The sequence below is a fragment of the Streptomyces sp. CA189 genome, from assembly GCF_056428985.1.
The window spans coordinates 59,975-75,336 of record NZ_JBWJVM010000042.1 but is presented as its reverse complement, the minus strand read 5'-3'; the positions used below and the strand labels follow the sequence as shown (position 1 = coordinate 75,336).

Below are 15,362 nucleotides of genomic sequence, written 5' to 3'. Positions count from 1 at the left end.
ACAAGGGATTCAGCATCGCCACCGACGTCCCGGTCTACTTCTGCGACCCGGCCAGCCCCTGGCAGCGCGGCTCGAACGAGAACACGAACGGCCTGCTGCGGCAGTACTTCCCCAAGGGCACCGACCTAAAGGTCCACACCCGCGAACACCTCGACGCCGTCGCCGCCGAACTCAACGGCCGACCACGCAAAACGCTCGACTGGGAAACCCCAGCCGAGCGCCTGCATAAACTCATCGCGGCCTGATCAACACGACCACGTGTTGCGACGACCCCTAGAAACCGCCAACGGCAGGGGGCCTTCTCACTGCGTGACCGCCCCTTGCGCGGTGCCGGACTCAGCAAGGAACAGCCAGGGCGCACCGGGACCTCGAAGGTCACCCGCGGCTGCCCGAGTAGAGCAGCCTCCACCTCACCCCGACCGCCGTCACGCGGCGTCGACACGGCATGCGAAAGCCCCCAACCAAGATCGGTTGGGGGCTTCTCGCTGGTGGGCGCGGACGGTTTCGAACCGCCGACATCTGCTTTGTAAGAGCAGCGCTCTACCCCTGAGCTACGCACCCGTGGATGAGTGGACAGCCTACATGCAGCGCACACCCCCCACGCAAACCCGTTCCTGTGGGGGAGAATGGACCGGGGCAGGGGAAATGCGGACCGGGTACGGGAGAGGCGACTGTGACGACGGCACCCCGGCGGTGGTTCGGCGGCGGGCGGGACGAGAGTCGGCGGGCGGACGCGCAAGCGGCGAAGGATGCTGCCGCGGCGGCGTTCTACGAGCTGGACACCGCGCAGCGGGATCTGCGGATCTCGATCGAGACGATCGCGGCCGCGGACGGTTCGCCGGAGGCGCGTCGGGTGGGTGAGGGGTTCGTCGCGCTCGGGCAGCGGATCGACCAGGTCAGCCACGTGTACATCAATGCCGTCGACGCGCACGATCTCGATCGGGTGGAGTTGGAGGCGTCCGCCGCGACGCGGGCCCGGGACGAGCTGACGCGGGCCAAGGAGGAGCTGGTACGGGTCAAGGGCGAACTCGACCGGTTCGCCCTCGGGCTGCAGCCGCTGCTGGACCGGGCCGAGACGCAGCTCGCCCGGGTGGCGCCCGCCCGTGAGCGGGCCAGGGCCGCGCTGCTCGCGGCGAGCACGGCGCTGGACGACGTACGCGGCAAGGGGATCCGGGCCGACGACCTGGCCGCCCGGCTGGCCGCGCTGGGGCCGGAGCTGACCAAGCTGAACCAGGGCGCCGCCCAACACGGGGTGCAGGAGACCGTGCAGCGTGCGGACCGGATCCTGCGCGACGCAGAGGCGATACGGGCCGAGGCCGCGCGGCTTCCGGAGCGGGCCGCGGAGATCGACCGGCGGCTGGTGAGCCTGCGGACCCGGGCGCAGGCGCTGCGCAACCGGGCGGACCGGGTGGATCCGGTGCTCAGCGAGCTGCGTCGGCGTTTCAGCGCGGCCTGCTGGCAGGACCTCCAGCAGGTGCCGGAGCAGGCGGTACGGGACGTCGCGCAGGCCGAGGAGCGGCTCGCGGAGGCCGGGCGGGCGCGCGACCAGCAGCAGTGGGCCGTCGTAGCGGCCCTGGTCGACGCGGTACGGGCTTCGCTGGACGCCACCGACGAGGCGGTGTCGGCGGCGCAGGACCGGCTGACCCGGCTGGAGGCGGTGGCCCGGGACCCGCAGGCGGAGGTGCAGCGGACCCGGTTCGCGATCCGGGACGCGCAGCGCCTGGCGATGGAGGGCCGTACGGTCCCCGAGGCCCGGCACGCGCGCCCGCTGGACGAGGCGGTGGCCCGGGTGGCCCGGGCGCTGGCCGCTCTGGAGGACCGCCACCCCGACTACTGGGCCTTCCTCCAGGAGATGGAGGCCGTCCGGTCGTCCGTGCAGCGGGTCGTGACGGACATCCGGACCGAGCGCGGCCACGCCTGAGGGCGGCGCCGGCCCGGAGTTGTCCGGATGGGGGCATCGGCGGATGCTGGAGGGGCCAGGAACGGAGCAGAGGAGGGCGCCATGGCCGCCCACGCTTCCCACACACCCCACAGACTGCATAGGCCCCGCTGGTCTCGGGCCGCCGGCACGCCCCAGGCGTCGCCCGTGGCACCCGTACCGCACGAGCCGTACGCGCCCCACGCACTCTACGGGTGCCACGAGCCCCATGAGCACTACGCGCCCTACGTGGCCCACGAGCCGTACGCGACCGCGTCACCCTCCGAGGACTCCGCCGGGGTCTCCCGGATCCTGCGCCGCCTGATGCGTCCCGTCAACGCGCGCCTCGACGAGCACCTGCCCACCGATCACCGGCTCAGCAAGGTCTACCGGGTCGGCGCCGGCCTGACCGGACTGCTGCTGGTCGTCTTCGGGATCCTGGGGCTCATCGACCGGATCGGATTCTTCGACACCGGCGGGGACACGGTGCTCGCGCTGAACACCAACGGCGCGCTGAGCATCCTGTCGATCTGCATCGGGCTGCTGCTGTTCGCCGGGATGGTCATCGGCGGCAGCTTCGCCTCGACGCTCAACATCGTGCTGGGTGTGCTGTTCATCGCGAGCGGATTCGTGAACCTCGCGCTGCTCGACACGAAGATGAACTTCCTGGCCTTCCACATGCCCAACGTGCTGTTCAGCTTCGTGGTGGGCGTGATGCTCATGTGGTTCGGCATGTACGGGCGGGTGGGCAGCGCCCTGCCGCACGACAATCCGTACTGGCGTGCCCGCCACCCCGAGCAAGCGGCTCGGGAGCAGCGGGCACGTACGAGCACGAGCACGAGCGGGAGGCCGGTCGGCAGGCCTGCGTAGGAGAGGAGCGAGGAGTGGGCCCGGCCGGGCCGGGTCCGCCCTACGCCTCGATGCGTTCGACCTTGTCCACCAGGAAGAGGAAGGACAGGGCGCCGCCGATCGTGATGCCGGCGAGGTTGCCGAAGACGTTGAAGACTCCGCCGGCCACGCCGAGCATGCGCTCCGGGGCGATCTCGGTGACCAGGACCCAGGAGAACGACGCGAGGCCGTTGGCGAAGAAGGCCACGCACATGATGGCGATCATCGCGGCGTTCGAGGTGACGTAGTTGGCGGCGACGATGACGCCCGCGAGGCCCAGGCCGGTCACGATCGGGGTCTTGCGTGCGAAGGACGCCGACATGCCGCGCTTGACCTCCAGTCGGACCAACTGCCTCCGCACAGCACGCCCACGAGGGCGGCGACGAAGGGCAGGGCTCCGGTCAGGCCGCCCTTGTCGAGGCTGAGGCCGCGCTCGTTGGTGAGGTAGGTCGGGAGCCAGGTCAGGAAGAAGTACAGCGTCGAGGCGATGGCGAACTGGCCGAGGAAGACGCCCCAGATGCGGCGCTGGCGGAGCAGGAAGCCCATGTCCCGGCGGAAGGCGCCCTTCTCCCGGGCCTGGGCGGAGGCGTCGGCGGAGGCCTCGTCCTCGGTGATGTGTACGAGCTCGTACTCGCCGACCTTGGGGTGCTGTTCGGGGCGGTTGCGGATGACCTTCACCCAGACGAGCGCCCACGCGATGCCCATGCCGCCGAGGATCCAGAACACGTGGCGCCAGCCGAGGGCGGCGGCCATCCAGGCGATCAGCGGGAAGGCCACGCCGAGGCCGATACCCCTCCTCCTTCAAGCGGCCCCGAGGTGTAGACGGCGACCGCCCGGCCGCGTTCGGCGCGCGGGAACCAGGAGGCGGCGACACGCCCGTTGCAGGGGAAGGCGGGGCTCTCATGGCGAAAAGGAGGCCGAAGCCCTGGGCGAAGGGCCAGAGGCATGGTGGACCAGCCGGCGAGGGCCCTGGCGTAGACGATGCGGGGCCGGAGATCACCTCGGGCGAGAGGCCGAGGCCGTTGGCCATATCCGGCGCCAAGATCGATAGGGCACTTGGCACTCGACACTGCCACTGCCACTGCGGTCCAGGTAGTTGGTGACTTCCACCCCGGGTAAACCCGGAGGCTTCCCGTGTCGGTGGCTTATGCCACGTCGCAGAGGGCCAGCCCGGCCCTATGGAGAACGTTGAGAGCGCCGACGTGGTCGGCATTGGCGGTGAAGCCGCACCGAACACACTCGAGTTTCTCCTGGGTGGTGCGGTTGTCCTTGAAGGTGTCGCAGACCTCCAGGACGCGGCCGTCTTCGGCGACCGCGTTGCGGATCAGGTGGATGACCGGTGTCCCTGGGCTGAGTGCGAGCTCCGATGCCTCCGACTTGGCCGCCTGCCGGGCCCGGAAGGTTTCGACGAACTCGGCGAAGACGTGGCCGTGTTCTTCCAGGCGGCCGTAGATTCCGCCGCCACCGGGGTTCTCGGCGAAGAGCTCCGGGATGTCCTTGGCCACGTCCCAGGGCACGTACGACGCGGCCGTCTCCACCGGGACACCGTCCCGGAAGTACAGCCTGCGTCGGGCAAGGACTTGTGTGCCCTCGGCGAGGGCGAGCCGCTCCGCGATGTCGCGGGGAGCCTCCACCGGGCCGATGAAGAGAACGCTCACTTTCGCCTCGGCGCCGGACCGCTCGGACTCGGCGAGGTACGCCGCCTGCCCGCCCCTCCGCAGGGAGCGGCGGAAGCGCTCGGAGGACCGGTGCTGCACCGGAGGGCGCGCCCTCACAAAGGAACCCTTGCCGTGGTGGGTCTCGACGAGGCCACTCGCACGGACCTCCACCATCGCCTTGCGGATGGTGCCGACCGCGACCCCGTACCGGTCTGAGAGCTCGGACTCGCTGGGCACCACCTCGCCCGCCTTGAGCACGCCTGCCCGGATCTGCTGGACGAGATCGTCAGCGATCTGCACGTACCGCGGCACGGCCCTGGCATCGCCCACTGGTACTCCCATGTCCTTCACTCGCTCTTATGCTCCTACACATGAGTAACAGCACTCACGAAGGCCGGTCAACGCCGCTGCACTCGGTGTCCGTGGCCGGCGCCGTCGTCCGCGACGACGGGTGCATGCTGGCGATCCGCCGCGCCGACAACGGGACTTGGGAGCTCCCCGGTGGCGTACTGGAGCTCAGCGAAGCACCGGAAGACGGCGTCCGGCGTGAGGTGTGGGAAGAGACCGGAATCCAGGTCGAGGTGGACCGGCTCACCGGCGTCTACAAGAAACACGACGCGCGGCATCGTCGCCCTGGTCTTCCGCTGCAAGCCCTCCGGGGGGCGGAGCGCACCTCCGAGGAGTCCACCTCGGTCGCCTGGTTCTCCCCGGAGGAGATCACCGCCCGCATGTCGGAGGCCTACGCCGTCCGCCTCCTCGACGCTCTCTCCCCCGCAGCCCCGCACATCCGCACCCACGACGGCCGACGTTTGGCCCCGCGGCAGTAGCGCTTCCCGGCCGGGGGTCCACTGCGTAGCCTGTCCGCATGCCCCGTTACGAATTCCGCTGCCGGACCTGCGAAGACACCTTCGAGGTCAGTCGGCCCATGGCCGAATCCTCCGCGCCCGCCGACTGCCCCGCCGGGCACGCCGATACCGTCAAGCTGCTCTCCGCCGTCGCCGTCGGCGGGACCAGCGCAGCCCCCGCCGCGCCCATGGGGGGCAGCGGTGGCGGAGGGTGCTGTGGTGGGGGCGGGTGCGGTTAGCGCTTGCGGGACAGGGTGATGCCGTCGGAGATGGCCAGCAGCACCGACTCCATGCGGGGGTCCGCCGCGACGTGGTCGTTGTAGGCCTGGACCCCCGCCGCCCCGCCGGTCGCCGCCGGGTCCAGCACCATGCCGTGGTACAGCGTGTTGTCCGTGACGAGGAGACCGCCCGGGCGCAGCCGCGGTACGAGCTCCTCCCAGTAGGCGATCTGGCTCTGCTTGTCCGCGTCCATGTAGACCAGGTCGATGTGCGGCTCCGCCGGCATCGCGCGCAGCGTCTCCAGCGCGGGCGCGATCCGCAGGTCGATGCGGTCCGCGACCCCGGCCTTCGCCCAGGCCTCGCGCGCGTACGCCGTCCACTCCTCCGAGACGTCGCACGCGATGAGGCGTCCGTCCGCCGGCATGGCCTGCGCCATCGACAGGGAGGAGAAGCCGGTGAAGGTGCCGATCTCCACGATGTGCCGCGCACCGGTCAGCCGGACCAGGAAGGCCAGCAACGGCCCCTGCTCCTCGGCCGACTGCATTCCGGCCGCGTCCGGGAACACCTCGTACGTCGTCGCCACCAGCCCCCGCTGGACCTCGTCCAGCGGGGGGTTGTGCGCGAGCATGTACTGGTAGAGCTCGTCTGTGATCTTGGTGCTGTTTCCCTTGGTCATGGGCCCAGTGTGCCCAAGATCAGGCGGCCGGGGTGCGCAGTCGCGCCACTTCGCGGGTGAACGCGCGCACGATCTCCTCGCCGGCCAGGACTCCCGCCTGGGCCAGCGACGTCACGTGCGGCGCCGTCCAGCCGGCGTCGGCCAGCTCGCCGTGGCCCGGCCGCCAGGACGTGTCCGCCGCGAGCAGCAGGTCCGCGTCGAGCAGCGAGTCCCCGGCGGCCAGCGTGCTCGTGGCCTCCGTACGCCGGGCCAGCTCGTGCATGGCCGCGCTCTTGGTCAGCGGCCGCGGGACGGCGTAGATCTTCCGGCCCTGCAGCGAGACCGTCCAGCCGCGCGCCTCGGACCATTCCGTCAGCGTCTTGATCCACTCCGCGGGGACCAGCGCCCGCTCCACGACCAGGTACGCGAACAGGTCCTCGGCCACCCGCGCCTTGCGCAGCCACGCCGGGTCGGTCACGGACATCAGGTGCGCGTGCATCTCCTCCAGCGGGACGGACTCCGCGGCGAGCCGCGCCGCGACCTGGCGGCGCCAGTCCCGGTCCGGGACCCCGTCCACCAGCAACTGGCCGCCGTTGGCGCAGATCGCGTACTTCGCCGGCCGGCCGGGGAAGCGGATGCGCTGGTACTGCTTGCGCGTGCGGGTGGTGGTCGGCACGAACACGGCGCCCGGGTCGGCGGACAGCTCGGCCAGCAGCCCCGCCGCCGTCTCCGTCATGTACGACAGCGGCTTGCTCTCGTGCACCTCCACGCACAGCAGCCGCGGGGCCACCGGGTCGGGCATGGTCAGGCCGAGCGCGGCCGCCGAGTAGATGAGCGTACGGTCGAGGTCACTGGCTACGAGGACGGTCACTTGGCGGCCACAGCCTTTCCGTCGGCGCCCGTGGCGCCGCGCGTGAATCGGGGATGAATGAGTCCTACGCAGGAGTAGGGCAGGCCGTCGACCTCTTCCACCGGCACCCCCCGCTGCTCCGCGAGGAGGCGTACGTGGTCCAGGTCGGCCCCGGCGCCGCGCTGCGCGAGGATCTTCCACGGCACCCGGCGCAGCAGCACCCGCGTGGTCTCGCCGACGCCGGGCTTCACCAGGTTCACGTCGTGGATGCCGTACTCCTCGCTGATCCGCTCCACCGCCCGCCAGCCCACCCAGGTCGGCGTGCGGTCGGCGGCGAGGAGCTCCTTGACCTCGGCGTCCACGGCCTCGGCCACCTCCTCGAAGTGCGCGGAGACGGTGTCGACGAACGCGACGGAGACATCGGCCCCGGCGAGCTCGCGGTAGAACTTCGCGCCGTGGAAATCGGCGGGCCCGACCAGGTCGGACCTGAGCACCGTACGCGAGACCAGTCCGGAAACAGTGGAATTGAGACAGGCGGAGGGGATCAGGAAGTCCTCGCGCGTGCCGTACGTCTCCACGCACGAGCCGGGGTCTGCGAGGACCACGATCTCCGGGTTGAAGCCCTCGAACTCGCCCAGGGCCTCGTGCAGTTCGCGGGTGATCGCCCCCTTGCCGGTCCAACCGTCGACGAACACGATGTCGGCCGGGTCGTGGTGGGCGGCCAGCCAGCGCAGCGCGTTGGCGTCGATGCCCCGGCCGCGCACGATGGAGACGGCGTAGTGCGGCAGGTCCAGGCCGTGCCGGGCCTGCGCCCAGCGCCGCATCAGCACGCCCACGGGGGTGCCGGCACGGGCCAGGGAGACGAGGACGGGGGACGGGGAGCGCTCGGCGAGGACCGTCTCGGTGACGGTGCCGACGGCGCGGGCCATCCGGGCTGCGGAGGCGGTCAGTGCGCTCTGGTAGAGCTGCTGGTACTCCGGGGACGGCTGGAACTCCACCGGCAGCGATTCCGCGTAGTGCGCGCCGCCCGCCTGGATGGCCTCCTCGCGCTCCTCGGTGGGGGCTTCCAGCTCGACGTCGGAGAGGTCCTGGAGCAGCCAGCCGACGTCCTCGGCGGCGTAGGAGGAGAAGGCGGGCCCGCGCAGTGGTTCGCCCAGTGGCGCGCGCAGGGGCTCGGTCATGATCGGCTCCTGCCGGTCGGGTACGTACGAAGGTATGACCGCGAGCAGGACCCGGCCGGTGTGCGGCGCGAGGGCCGCGAGGAGACCGGTGCGGAGCTCTGCGGTGTCCCCGGCCGAGTCCACGACGGCGACCACGGCGTCGAAGCCGGCGGTGTCGGCTGTGCCGGTGACGTTGTACGCGTACCGGGCTCCGGGGCCGTCGGCCGGGTCGTCGTGGGCGGGGAAGACCAGCCGGGTGCGGATCGCGTAGCCGGGGTCGTCCACGGCGAGCACCGGCGAGCGGGTGGTGGTGGAGAAGCGGACCTCGGCCGCGGCGCCGGACGCCTCCAGGGCCTGCGCGAGGCGCAGCGGGGCGTACATCAGCTCCTCGTTGCCGAGTACGAGGACCCGCGCGGGGTCCGCGCCGAGCGCGGACTTGAGCCGGTCCGCCATCGCGGGCAGCGCCGCGTCCAGGGCTGCGCGGTGCGCGGGGGTGAAGCCGTGGCGACCGCCGTCGGGTATGCCGGCCGGCCAGGCCAGTTCCACGCGGGTGATCGGGTGCGGGTCGAATGGCGGGGCGCCGCCCCGGACCCCGCTGCTCAAACGCCGCAGGGGCTGATTCTGCCCAGCCCCGGGCTGCGATTCGCCGGCAGCGGGCTGAGATCCGGCAGCGGCGGCGTGCCCGGCCGCGCTCGCGGCGGCGGCAGCTGCGGTGCCTGCGGCATCGGCCGTGGCGGTGACAGCGGCAGCGGCCGTGTCGGCGGCGGCGGCAGCGGCCGTGTCGGCGGCGGTGTCGGCGGCGGTGCCTGCGGCAGCGGCGGCGGCGGCGGCCAAGGCTTCGTACCGCTCCACCAGCGCCTGGCCCTTCTCCAGCACCCCCTCCGGGAGGGAGACCGTGCCCGAGGCCAGGGATATGAGGTCCACGCGGGCGCCCAGCTCGGCGGCGAAGGCCGTCAGGCGGGCGCGGTCGGCCGGGGAGCGCATGTCGACGAGGGCGACGACCACGTAGTGGCCGCGCGGGTGGCGGGCGTGGAGGTCGGCGATGGTGTTCAGGACGGTGTTGCCGGTGGAGAACTCGTCGTCGACGAGGACCAGCGGGCCCGAGCCCGCCAGCAGCTTCGGGTCCTCGGGCAGCAGCAGGTGCGAGGTGGCGTGCGAGTGGGCCTCCTCGAAGCCGCCCGCGGCCTCCACGCCGGGCACGGGGCGGCGGGTGGAGTGCAGGTACGGGGCGCTGCCCAGGCCGTCGGCCACGCAGTGGCCCAGCCCGGTCGCGGTCTCCGCGTACCCCAGGACCACGGCCGAGGCCGCCTCCGCCTCGCCCAGCAGCTCCCGGACCCGCTGGCCGAGCCCGTACCCGGCGGCGTACACGGCCGCCGGGGACTGCGGGACGTGCTTGCCGAGGACCCGCGAGACGAGCAGGTGCGCCCGCTTGGGGTTGCGCCGCAGCGCCAGCCCGAGGAGCTCGTCCAGCCGCGGGCCGTCGCCCGCACCCTCCTCCAGGCTCACGCCCAGCCGGTCCGCGACCCACGTTCCCGACCACACCGCTTCGATCTTCTTGCCCTTCTTCGCAGTCAACGGCCCGCTCACACCTGGAGCCCGGCCGTGAGGAGATCGACGAAGCCGACCTCCTCCTTCGCCACACCGAAGACCTCGGCGCGCAGCATGGTGCGCTCGGCCCAGGCCCGGTGGGGCTTCACCTCGTTCATCTTGTTCGTGTAGGCGGAACGCATCACTCCGCCGCCTCCGCTCTCGGGGCGCAGGATGTCTTGAGCATCGCTGAACTCCTCGTGCGACACCACCGAGAGCGCGTGCACCGGGGTGACGTGGGCGGGGTGGATGCAGGTCTTGCCCAGCAGCCCGTTGGCCCGGTCGAGCTCGATCTCGCGCAGCAGCCCGTCCAGGTCGTGCTCGATCAGCGCGGTGCGCAGCTCTTCGACGCCCTCCTCCAGGAAGGGGCTGCGGCGCAGCTGCGGCTTGAAGAGGCGCTGCTGGCTGCGGAAGTACTCCCAGACGGGCCCGGTGACGGTGAAGCCGGTGCCGTCGGCGCGGCTGAGCACGTTGACCACGTCGGCGATCACCCCGGCGACGATCTGGACGTCGTACGCGGTCATGTCGGGGGTGCGGCGCAGCCCGTACGCGGAGCAGAAGTCGGTCACGCCGAGGCGCAGCGCCAGGACCCGCTCGCGGTACTTGTTGACCGTGCGGGAGATCCCGGCGAGGGCCTCGACCCGCGTCTCCAGGTGGAGCAGCTCGGGGGTCTCCAGGACGGGCATCGCGTACAGCCGGGGCTGTCCGCTCGCGGCTTCCGCCTGGGCGACGGCGTCGAGGAAGGCGATGCCCCGGCTCTCGCTGAACTTGGGGAGTACGAATCCGGCCAGCCGGGCCGCCGAGCCGCCGAGCCGGTGCACGAGGTCGGGGATCTGCTCGGGCTCGCGGACGCGGATGAAGAGCAGCGGGAGCTCCGCCGGGTCCTCGTGGAGGGCGGCGAACTGCCGGACGAGGTTCTCCTCGCCCCCCGCGACGTCCGCGTCGCTGATGGAATCCTCCAGGCAGAGGACCATGGAGACGACCCCGAGGCCGGCCTGCTTGCGGATGTCACGGGCGAGCTGGGGCCGGGTGGCCGGGCTGTAGAGCGTGGCCCCCAGGGCGGCCGCGAGCGTGGCGGAGGGGGAGGCGGCGGTGAACTCGGCCGGCTCCTGGTGGAAGAGGTCCTTGCGGACAGTGGGCGATACGTGCCCGAAGTGACGCATGTGCTTCCCCCGTACAGGCTCGGCGGCCGATCTGGCATGGCCGGTAATAGTACGTACGAACGTGAGTCAAGAGTTCCTCAAGCACATGAAATCCAGGTAACCCTCTTGCACCATGCCCAGGTCTCGCGATCCGGACAAGGTCTACGGGGGGCCGCATTGTCCCGGTCCCGCCCGGGAGGGCAGGATGACCGCCATGACGCACGCGATGCAGAAGGGCTCCAACATCCCCGTGGCCGCCTTGGCGGTACGGGCGGTGCTGCGCTGGACCGGGGGCACCGACGTACCCGACGTGGACGCCTCCGCGCTGCTCGTGGGAGCGGACGGGCGCGTGCGCTCGGACGAGGACTTCGTCTTCTACAACCAGCCCCGGCACCCTTCCGGGGCCGTCTGGCGGCTCGGGAAGAAGCAGCTCGGCGACGGGATCACCGACGCCGTCCAGGCGGACCTGAGGGCCGTCACCCCGGCCGTGGACCGGATCCTCGTCGTCGCCTCCGCCGAGGACGTGCCCTTCGAGCGGGTCCGCGACCTGCGGATCCTGCTCTACGACGCCACCGCGACCGGCGGCTCCGAACCCCTGGCCTACTTCGACGTGCGGCCGGAGACGGGCGCCGAGACGGCGCTGATCTGCGGCGAGCTGTACCGCCGGGGGGACACGTGGAAGTTCCGCGCGCTCGGCGAGGGCTACTCCAACGGGCTCGTGGGCCTGGCCACCGACCACGGGATCTCCGTGGACGAGAACGCCGCCGAGGCCCAGGGGCAGGCGCAGGGACGGCCCCAGGCCCAGGGACAGGCCCCGCCGGCCGCCCCGGTGACCCCGGCGCCCCCCACCCAGGCCCCGCCGGTCTCCCAGCCCGCCTACGGCTACCCGCAGCCGGTGTCGCAGGCCCCGGTGCCGTCCCCGGCCGGGGATCCGGCCTTCCGGCTGCCGGCGCAGGGCCCGCAGTTCATCCGCCGGTGAGCGGCGGCCGGGCCGGCGAGCCCGGCCGGCCCCGTCAGGTCTTCGTCTTGTAGCCCCGGCCCCACTGGAGACCCCACCCGTACAGCCGGTCCAGCTCGGCCTGGAACCCGTACACGAAGGTGACCTCGCGCCGCACGATCAGCTCCCCCTTGATGTTCTCCAGGGAGACGACCGCGCAGGAGCGGGCGTGCGGGTGGCGTTCCTCCAGCGGGATCTCGATCCGCGGCCCGGTGATCGGGTAGAGGGTGACCAGGGCGTGCGTCCGGTCGAAGGCCGGGGTCTGGTCGTAGATGTACACGAAGACCAGCAGCCGCTTGATCGCCTCGGCGTGGTCGAGGTTGACGAAGATCGTCTCGCCGGAGGGCGCCCCGAACCGGTCGTCCCCGCTCAGCTTCACGTACGGCGGGCTGTTGATGTCCCCGTGCAGGTTCCCCAGCGGCTGGACGACGCCCCGGGTGCCGTCGGTCAGCTCGTAGAGACAGCCGATGTCGAGGTCGACGTTGACCATGCCCTGGGTGTGCGCCTGCACCATGTCGGGCTTGAACAGTTTGAACGGATGCCGGAAGAGCTGCCCGCTCTGGCCGGCGCTGCGGCCGCCTATGTCCGAGGTCCGCATCCGCCAGGAGAGATTCACGCGCAGATTGCCGTGCACCGCCCCCTGTTTGGTGAGCGATACCGTCGGATGGCGTTTGGTCAGCTCGATCGCGTTCGACGAGGCACTGCCCGACTGGAACTGCGTGCCGCGGCTGCCCCTGATGCCGTCGAAGAATCCCATCCCCACAACCCCCTGATCCCTTGGCGCGCTTGGCCCCCTGGCGACGTGCCGTCATCCGGGCACGCCGACGTGCCCACATGCGGACGGGGCGGTCCGGAAGGTCCGTGGACCTTCCGGACCGCCCCGCACTTGAGCGTTCCGCATTACCGCCGCGATCATGCCTCGGCGGTGGAACCCTCCAGTTCCAGGCGCTTGTTGCGGCGCACCGAGGACCAGAAGGACCACCCGATCAGCACGACGCCGACGAGGCCGGTGATGACCTCGTTGATCTCGTACTGGATGGTGACGAGCAGGATGACGGCGAGCGCGCCGATGGCGTAGTGCGCGCCGTGCTCCAGGTAGACGTAGTCGTCGAGGGTGCCCTGGCGGACCAGGTAGACCGTCAGCGACCGGACGTACATGGCACCGACACCGAGGCCGATCGCCATGATCACGATGTCACTGGTGATGGCGAAGGCGCCGATGACCCCGTCGAAGGAGAAGGAGGCGTCGAGGACTTCGAGGTAGAGGAACATGAAGAACGCGGCCTTGCCGGCCATGGCGACGGCCGAGACGGGCTTGCCGCTCTTCTTCGCCGCTTCCTCGATCTCGTGTTCGTGCTCCTCCTCTTCCTCCAGCTTGTTCTCGAAGTAGCCGGAGAGGCCGCCCACGATCATGTAGGTGATCAGGCCGAGGATGCCGGAGACCAGGACGGTCTGCGCCTTGTCGACGTGGGTGCCGCCGTGCTGGTGGGCGTTGACGGCGAAGGTCATCGAGGTGATGGCCAGGACGATCAGCGCGATGCACGCGGAGAGCATGTCGATCTTGCCGAGCTTGGCGAGCGGGCGTTCCAGCCAGGCGAGCCACTTGATGTCGCGGTCCTCGAAAATGAAGTCGAGGAAGATCATCAGCAGGAACATTCCACCGAAGGCGGCGATGGACGGGTGGGCGTCCGTCACGAGCTGCTTGTACATGTCCTGGTCGCGCACCGCGAGTTCGACGGCCTCGATCGGCCCGATCTTGGCGCTGATCGCGACGATCACGATCGGGAAGACCAGGCGCATGCCGAACACGGCGATGAGAACACCGATGGTGAGGAAGATCTTCTGCCAGAAGGCATTCATCTTCTTCAGGATTCCGGCGTTGACCACCGCATTGTCGAAGGACAGCGAGATCTCCAGGATGGACAGGATCGCGACGATCCCGAAAGCCTCCCACCCCCCGTAGAGCACCGCTGCGACCAGTCCGAGCGCAGTGACTGCGAACGACCAGCCGAAGGTTTTCAGAACCACTGGCATCCCATCGTGTTGTACGGCTTTACGAAACGTTGACCCCGAAGTCTAGAGCGATGCCGCGGAGCCCCGACGCGTACCCCTGCCCCACCGCGCGGAACTTCCACTCGCCCCCGTACCGGTAGACCTCGCCGAAGATCATCGCGGTCTCGCTGGAGGCGTCCTCGGAGAGGTCGTAGCGGGCCAGCTCCTGGCCGTCCGCCTCGTTCACCACACGGATGAAGGCGTTGCTGACCTGGCCGAAGCTCTGCCGGCGGGCCTCGGCCTCGTGGATCGAGACGGGAAAGACGATCTTGTCCACGCCGGCCGGAACCTTGGTGAGATCGACGATGAGCGACTCGTCGTCGCCGTCACCCTCGCCGGTGAGGTTGTCTCCCGTGTGTTCGACGGAGCCCTCGGGGCTCTTCAGGTTGTTGTAGAAGACGAAGTACTCGTCCCCGAGCACCCGGCCGTTGCTGCACAGCAGCGCGCTGGCGTCGAGGTCGAAGTCGGCGCCCGTGGTCGAGCGCGCGTCCCATCCGAGGCCGATCAGAACCCGGGTGAGGTTCGGTGCGGCTTTGGAGAGGGAGACATTGCCCCCCTTGGCGAGTGTGACGCCCATGTTGTGGTCCTCCCCGGACGACGGTGACGGTGTGACGGTACGGCGTGGTGACCGTAAAGCCGGTCCGGCGCCGTACACACGAGTGCACGGCGCCGGACGGATGGAACGACTGCTCTGGTGGAGCAGGCTCAGACGTTGACGCCGAAGTCCTGCGCGATGCCGCGCAGGCCCGAGGCGTAGCCCTGGCCGATGGCGCGGAACTTCCACTCCGCACCGTTGCGGTAGAGCTCGCCGAAGACCATGGCGGTCTCCGTCGAGGCGTCCTCCGACAGGTCGTAGCGGGCGAGCTCGGTGTTGTCGGCCTGGTTGATGACGCGGATGTACGCGTTGCGGACCTGGCCGAAGCTCTGCTGGCGGCTCTCGGCCTCGTAGATCGAGACCGGGAAGACGATCTTGGCCACGTCGGCGGGCACGCCGGCGAGGTTGACCTTGATCGCCTCGTCGTCGCCCTCGCCCTCACCGGTGGTGTTGTCACCGGTGTGCTCGACCGAGCCGTCGGGGCTCTTCAGGTTGTTGAAGAAGACGAAGTTCGAGTCGCCGGTGACCTTGCCCTGGTCGTTGGCCAGGATCGCGCTGGCGTCGAGGTCGAAGTCGACGCCGGTGGTGGTGCGAGCGTCCCAGCCCAGACCGACGATGACCGCGGTCAGGTTCGGCGCGGCCTTGGACAGCGAGACGTTGCCGCCCTTGCTGAGGCTGACTCCCACGGGTCCTCCATAAGGTTTTGTGTGGGGCAGGGCCCCGTCGTGCGGTTGCTACCGGATCAACGTTTCGATCCTAGTGACGGGTTCCCGCCTGTACGGGCTTATTCGAGGCG

The 15,362-nt window shown here is 70.6% G+C and carries 16 protein-coding genes, 1 tRNA gene and 1 pseudogene; 6 read left to right on the top strand and 12 right to left on the bottom strand.

Translation table 11 applies throughout. From position 1 onward, the window contains the following. A partial coding sequence (locus tag AC061S_RS27255; protein ID WP_478688517.1) for an IS30 family transposase occupies positions 1-245 on the top strand: 245 nt, incomplete at its 5' end. Between the two features lie 241 nt (positions 246-486). Here the strand turns inward: AC061S_RS27255 and AC061S_RS27250 are convergent. After that, positions 487-561, bottom strand: a tRNA-Val gene (locus AC061S_RS27250). A gap of 112 nt (positions 562-673) precedes the next feature. Between AC061S_RS27250 and AC061S_RS27245 the strand changes: the two genes are divergently transcribed. Beyond that, complete coding sequence (locus tag AC061S_RS27245) at positions 674-1,921, top strand: hypothetical protein (RefSeq protein ID WP_478688516.1); 1,248 nt, start codon at positions 674-676, stop codon at positions 1,919-1,921. Between the two features lie 165 nt (positions 1,922-2,086). After that, positions 2,087-2,788, top strand: a complete 702-nt coding sequence (locus tag AC061S_RS27240; protein WP_478688515.1) for a DUF4383 domain-containing protein — start codon at positions 2,087-2,089, stop codon at positions 2,786-2,788. Between the two features lie 40 nt (positions 2,789-2,828). Here the strand turns inward: AC061S_RS27240 and AC061S_RS27235 are convergent, their stop codons facing one another. From AC061S_RS27235 to AC061S_RS27225, 3 genes and pseudogenes are all read right to left on the bottom strand, one after another. Further along, the gene (locus AC061S_RS27235) at positions 2,829-3,128 is read right to left on the bottom strand and encodes a hypothetical protein (RefSeq protein WP_478688514.1); all 300 of its coding nucleotides are present in this window, start codon (positions 3,126-3,128) and stop codon (positions 2,829-2,831) included. After that, a complete protein-coding gene (locus AC061S_RS27230) occupies positions 3,092-3,595 on the bottom strand; it encodes an MFS transporter (RefSeq protein WP_478688524.1) in 504 nt (167 codons plus the stop codon). The genes AC061S_RS27235 and AC061S_RS27230 overlap by 37 nt, the downstream gene beginning before the upstream one ends. 485 nt (positions 3,596-4,080) lie before the next feature. Continuing rightward, positions 4,081-4,764 (bottom strand): annotated as a pseudogene (locus tag AC061S_RS27225) (GntR family transcriptional regulator); the annotation flags it as partial. A gap of 71 nt (positions 4,765-4,835) precedes the next feature. On the opposite strand from AC061S_RS27225, the gene AC061S_RS27220 reads away from it, so the two are divergent. After that, complete coding sequence (locus tag AC061S_RS27220) at positions 4,836-5,291, top strand: NUDIX hydrolase (protein WP_478688513.1); 456 nt, start codon at positions 4,836-4,838, stop codon at positions 5,289-5,291. A gap of 38 nt (positions 5,292-5,329) precedes the next feature. Continuing rightward, positions 5,330-5,548 (top strand): FmdB family zinc ribbon protein, encoded by a 219-nt coding sequence (locus AC061S_RS27215; RefSeq protein ID WP_478688512.1) that lies wholly within the window; start codon positions 5,330-5,332, stop codon positions 5,546-5,548. Here the strand turns inward: AC061S_RS27215 and AC061S_RS27210 are convergent. Genes AC061S_RS27210 through AC061S_RS27195 form a run of 4 tightly spaced genes read right to left on the bottom strand, consistent with a single transcriptional unit; the run spans position 5,545 to position 10,943 of the window. Beyond that, the gene (locus AC061S_RS27210; RefSeq protein WP_478688511.1) at positions 5,545-6,204 is read right to left on the bottom strand and encodes an O-methyltransferase; all 660 of its coding nucleotides are present in this window, start codon (positions 6,202-6,204) and stop codon (positions 5,545-5,547) included. The genes AC061S_RS27215 and AC061S_RS27210 overlap by 4 nt on opposite strands. A 19-nt stretch (positions 6,205-6,223) precedes the next feature. Continuing rightward, positions 6,224-7,054, bottom strand: a complete 831-nt coding sequence (locus tag AC061S_RS27205; RefSeq protein ID WP_478688510.1) for an HAD family hydrolase — start codon at positions 7,052-7,054, stop codon at positions 6,224-6,226. Next, complete coding sequence (locus tag AC061S_RS27200) at positions 7,051-9,768, bottom strand: phosphoribosyltransferase (RefSeq protein WP_478688509.1); 2,718 nt, start codon at positions 9,766-9,768, stop codon at positions 7,051-7,053. Before AC061S_RS27200 ends, AC061S_RS27205 begins: the two co-directional genes overlap by 4 nt. Before the next feature lie 8 nt (positions 9,769-9,776). After that, positions 9,777-10,943, bottom strand: coding sequence for an HpcH/HpaI aldolase/citrate lyase family protein (locus tag AC061S_RS27195; RefSeq protein ID WP_478688508.1), 1,167 nt, complete (start codon positions 10,941-10,943; stop codon positions 9,777-9,779). A 193-nt stretch (positions 10,944-11,136) separates the two neighbouring features. Between AC061S_RS27195 and AC061S_RS27190 the strand changes: the two genes are divergently transcribed. Further along, positions 11,137-11,901, top strand: coding sequence for a TerD family protein (locus AC061S_RS27190; RefSeq protein ID WP_478688523.1), 765 nt, complete (start codon positions 11,137-11,139; stop codon positions 11,899-11,901). 34 nt (positions 11,902-11,935) lie between these two features. On the opposite strand, the gene AC061S_RS27185 is transcribed toward AC061S_RS27190, so the two are convergent. From AC061S_RS27185 to AC061S_RS27170, 4 genes are all read right to left on the bottom strand, one after another. After that, positions 11,936-12,676, bottom strand: coding sequence for a TerD family protein (locus AC061S_RS27185; RefSeq protein WP_478688507.1), 741 nt, complete (start codon positions 12,674-12,676; stop codon positions 11,936-11,938). Between the two features lie 155 nt (positions 12,677-12,831). Continuing rightward, positions 12,832-13,947, bottom strand: coding sequence for a DUF475 domain-containing protein (locus tag AC061S_RS27180; RefSeq protein ID WP_478688522.1), 1,116 nt, complete (start codon positions 13,945-13,947; stop codon positions 12,832-12,834). A 25-nt stretch (positions 13,948-13,972) separates the two neighbouring features. Beyond that, positions 13,973-14,548: a TerD family protein gene (locus tag AC061S_RS27175; protein ID WP_478688506.1), complete on the bottom strand. Its 576-nt coding sequence runs from the start codon at positions 14,546-14,548 to the stop codon at positions 13,973-13,975. 128 nt (positions 14,549-14,676) lie between these two features. Beyond that, the gene (locus tag AC061S_RS27170; protein ID WP_243329425.1) at positions 14,677-15,252 is read right to left on the bottom strand and encodes a TerD family protein; all 576 of its coding nucleotides are present in this window, start codon (positions 15,250-15,252) and stop codon (positions 14,677-14,679) included. Between the last annotated feature and the right edge of the window lie 110 nt (positions 15,253-15,362).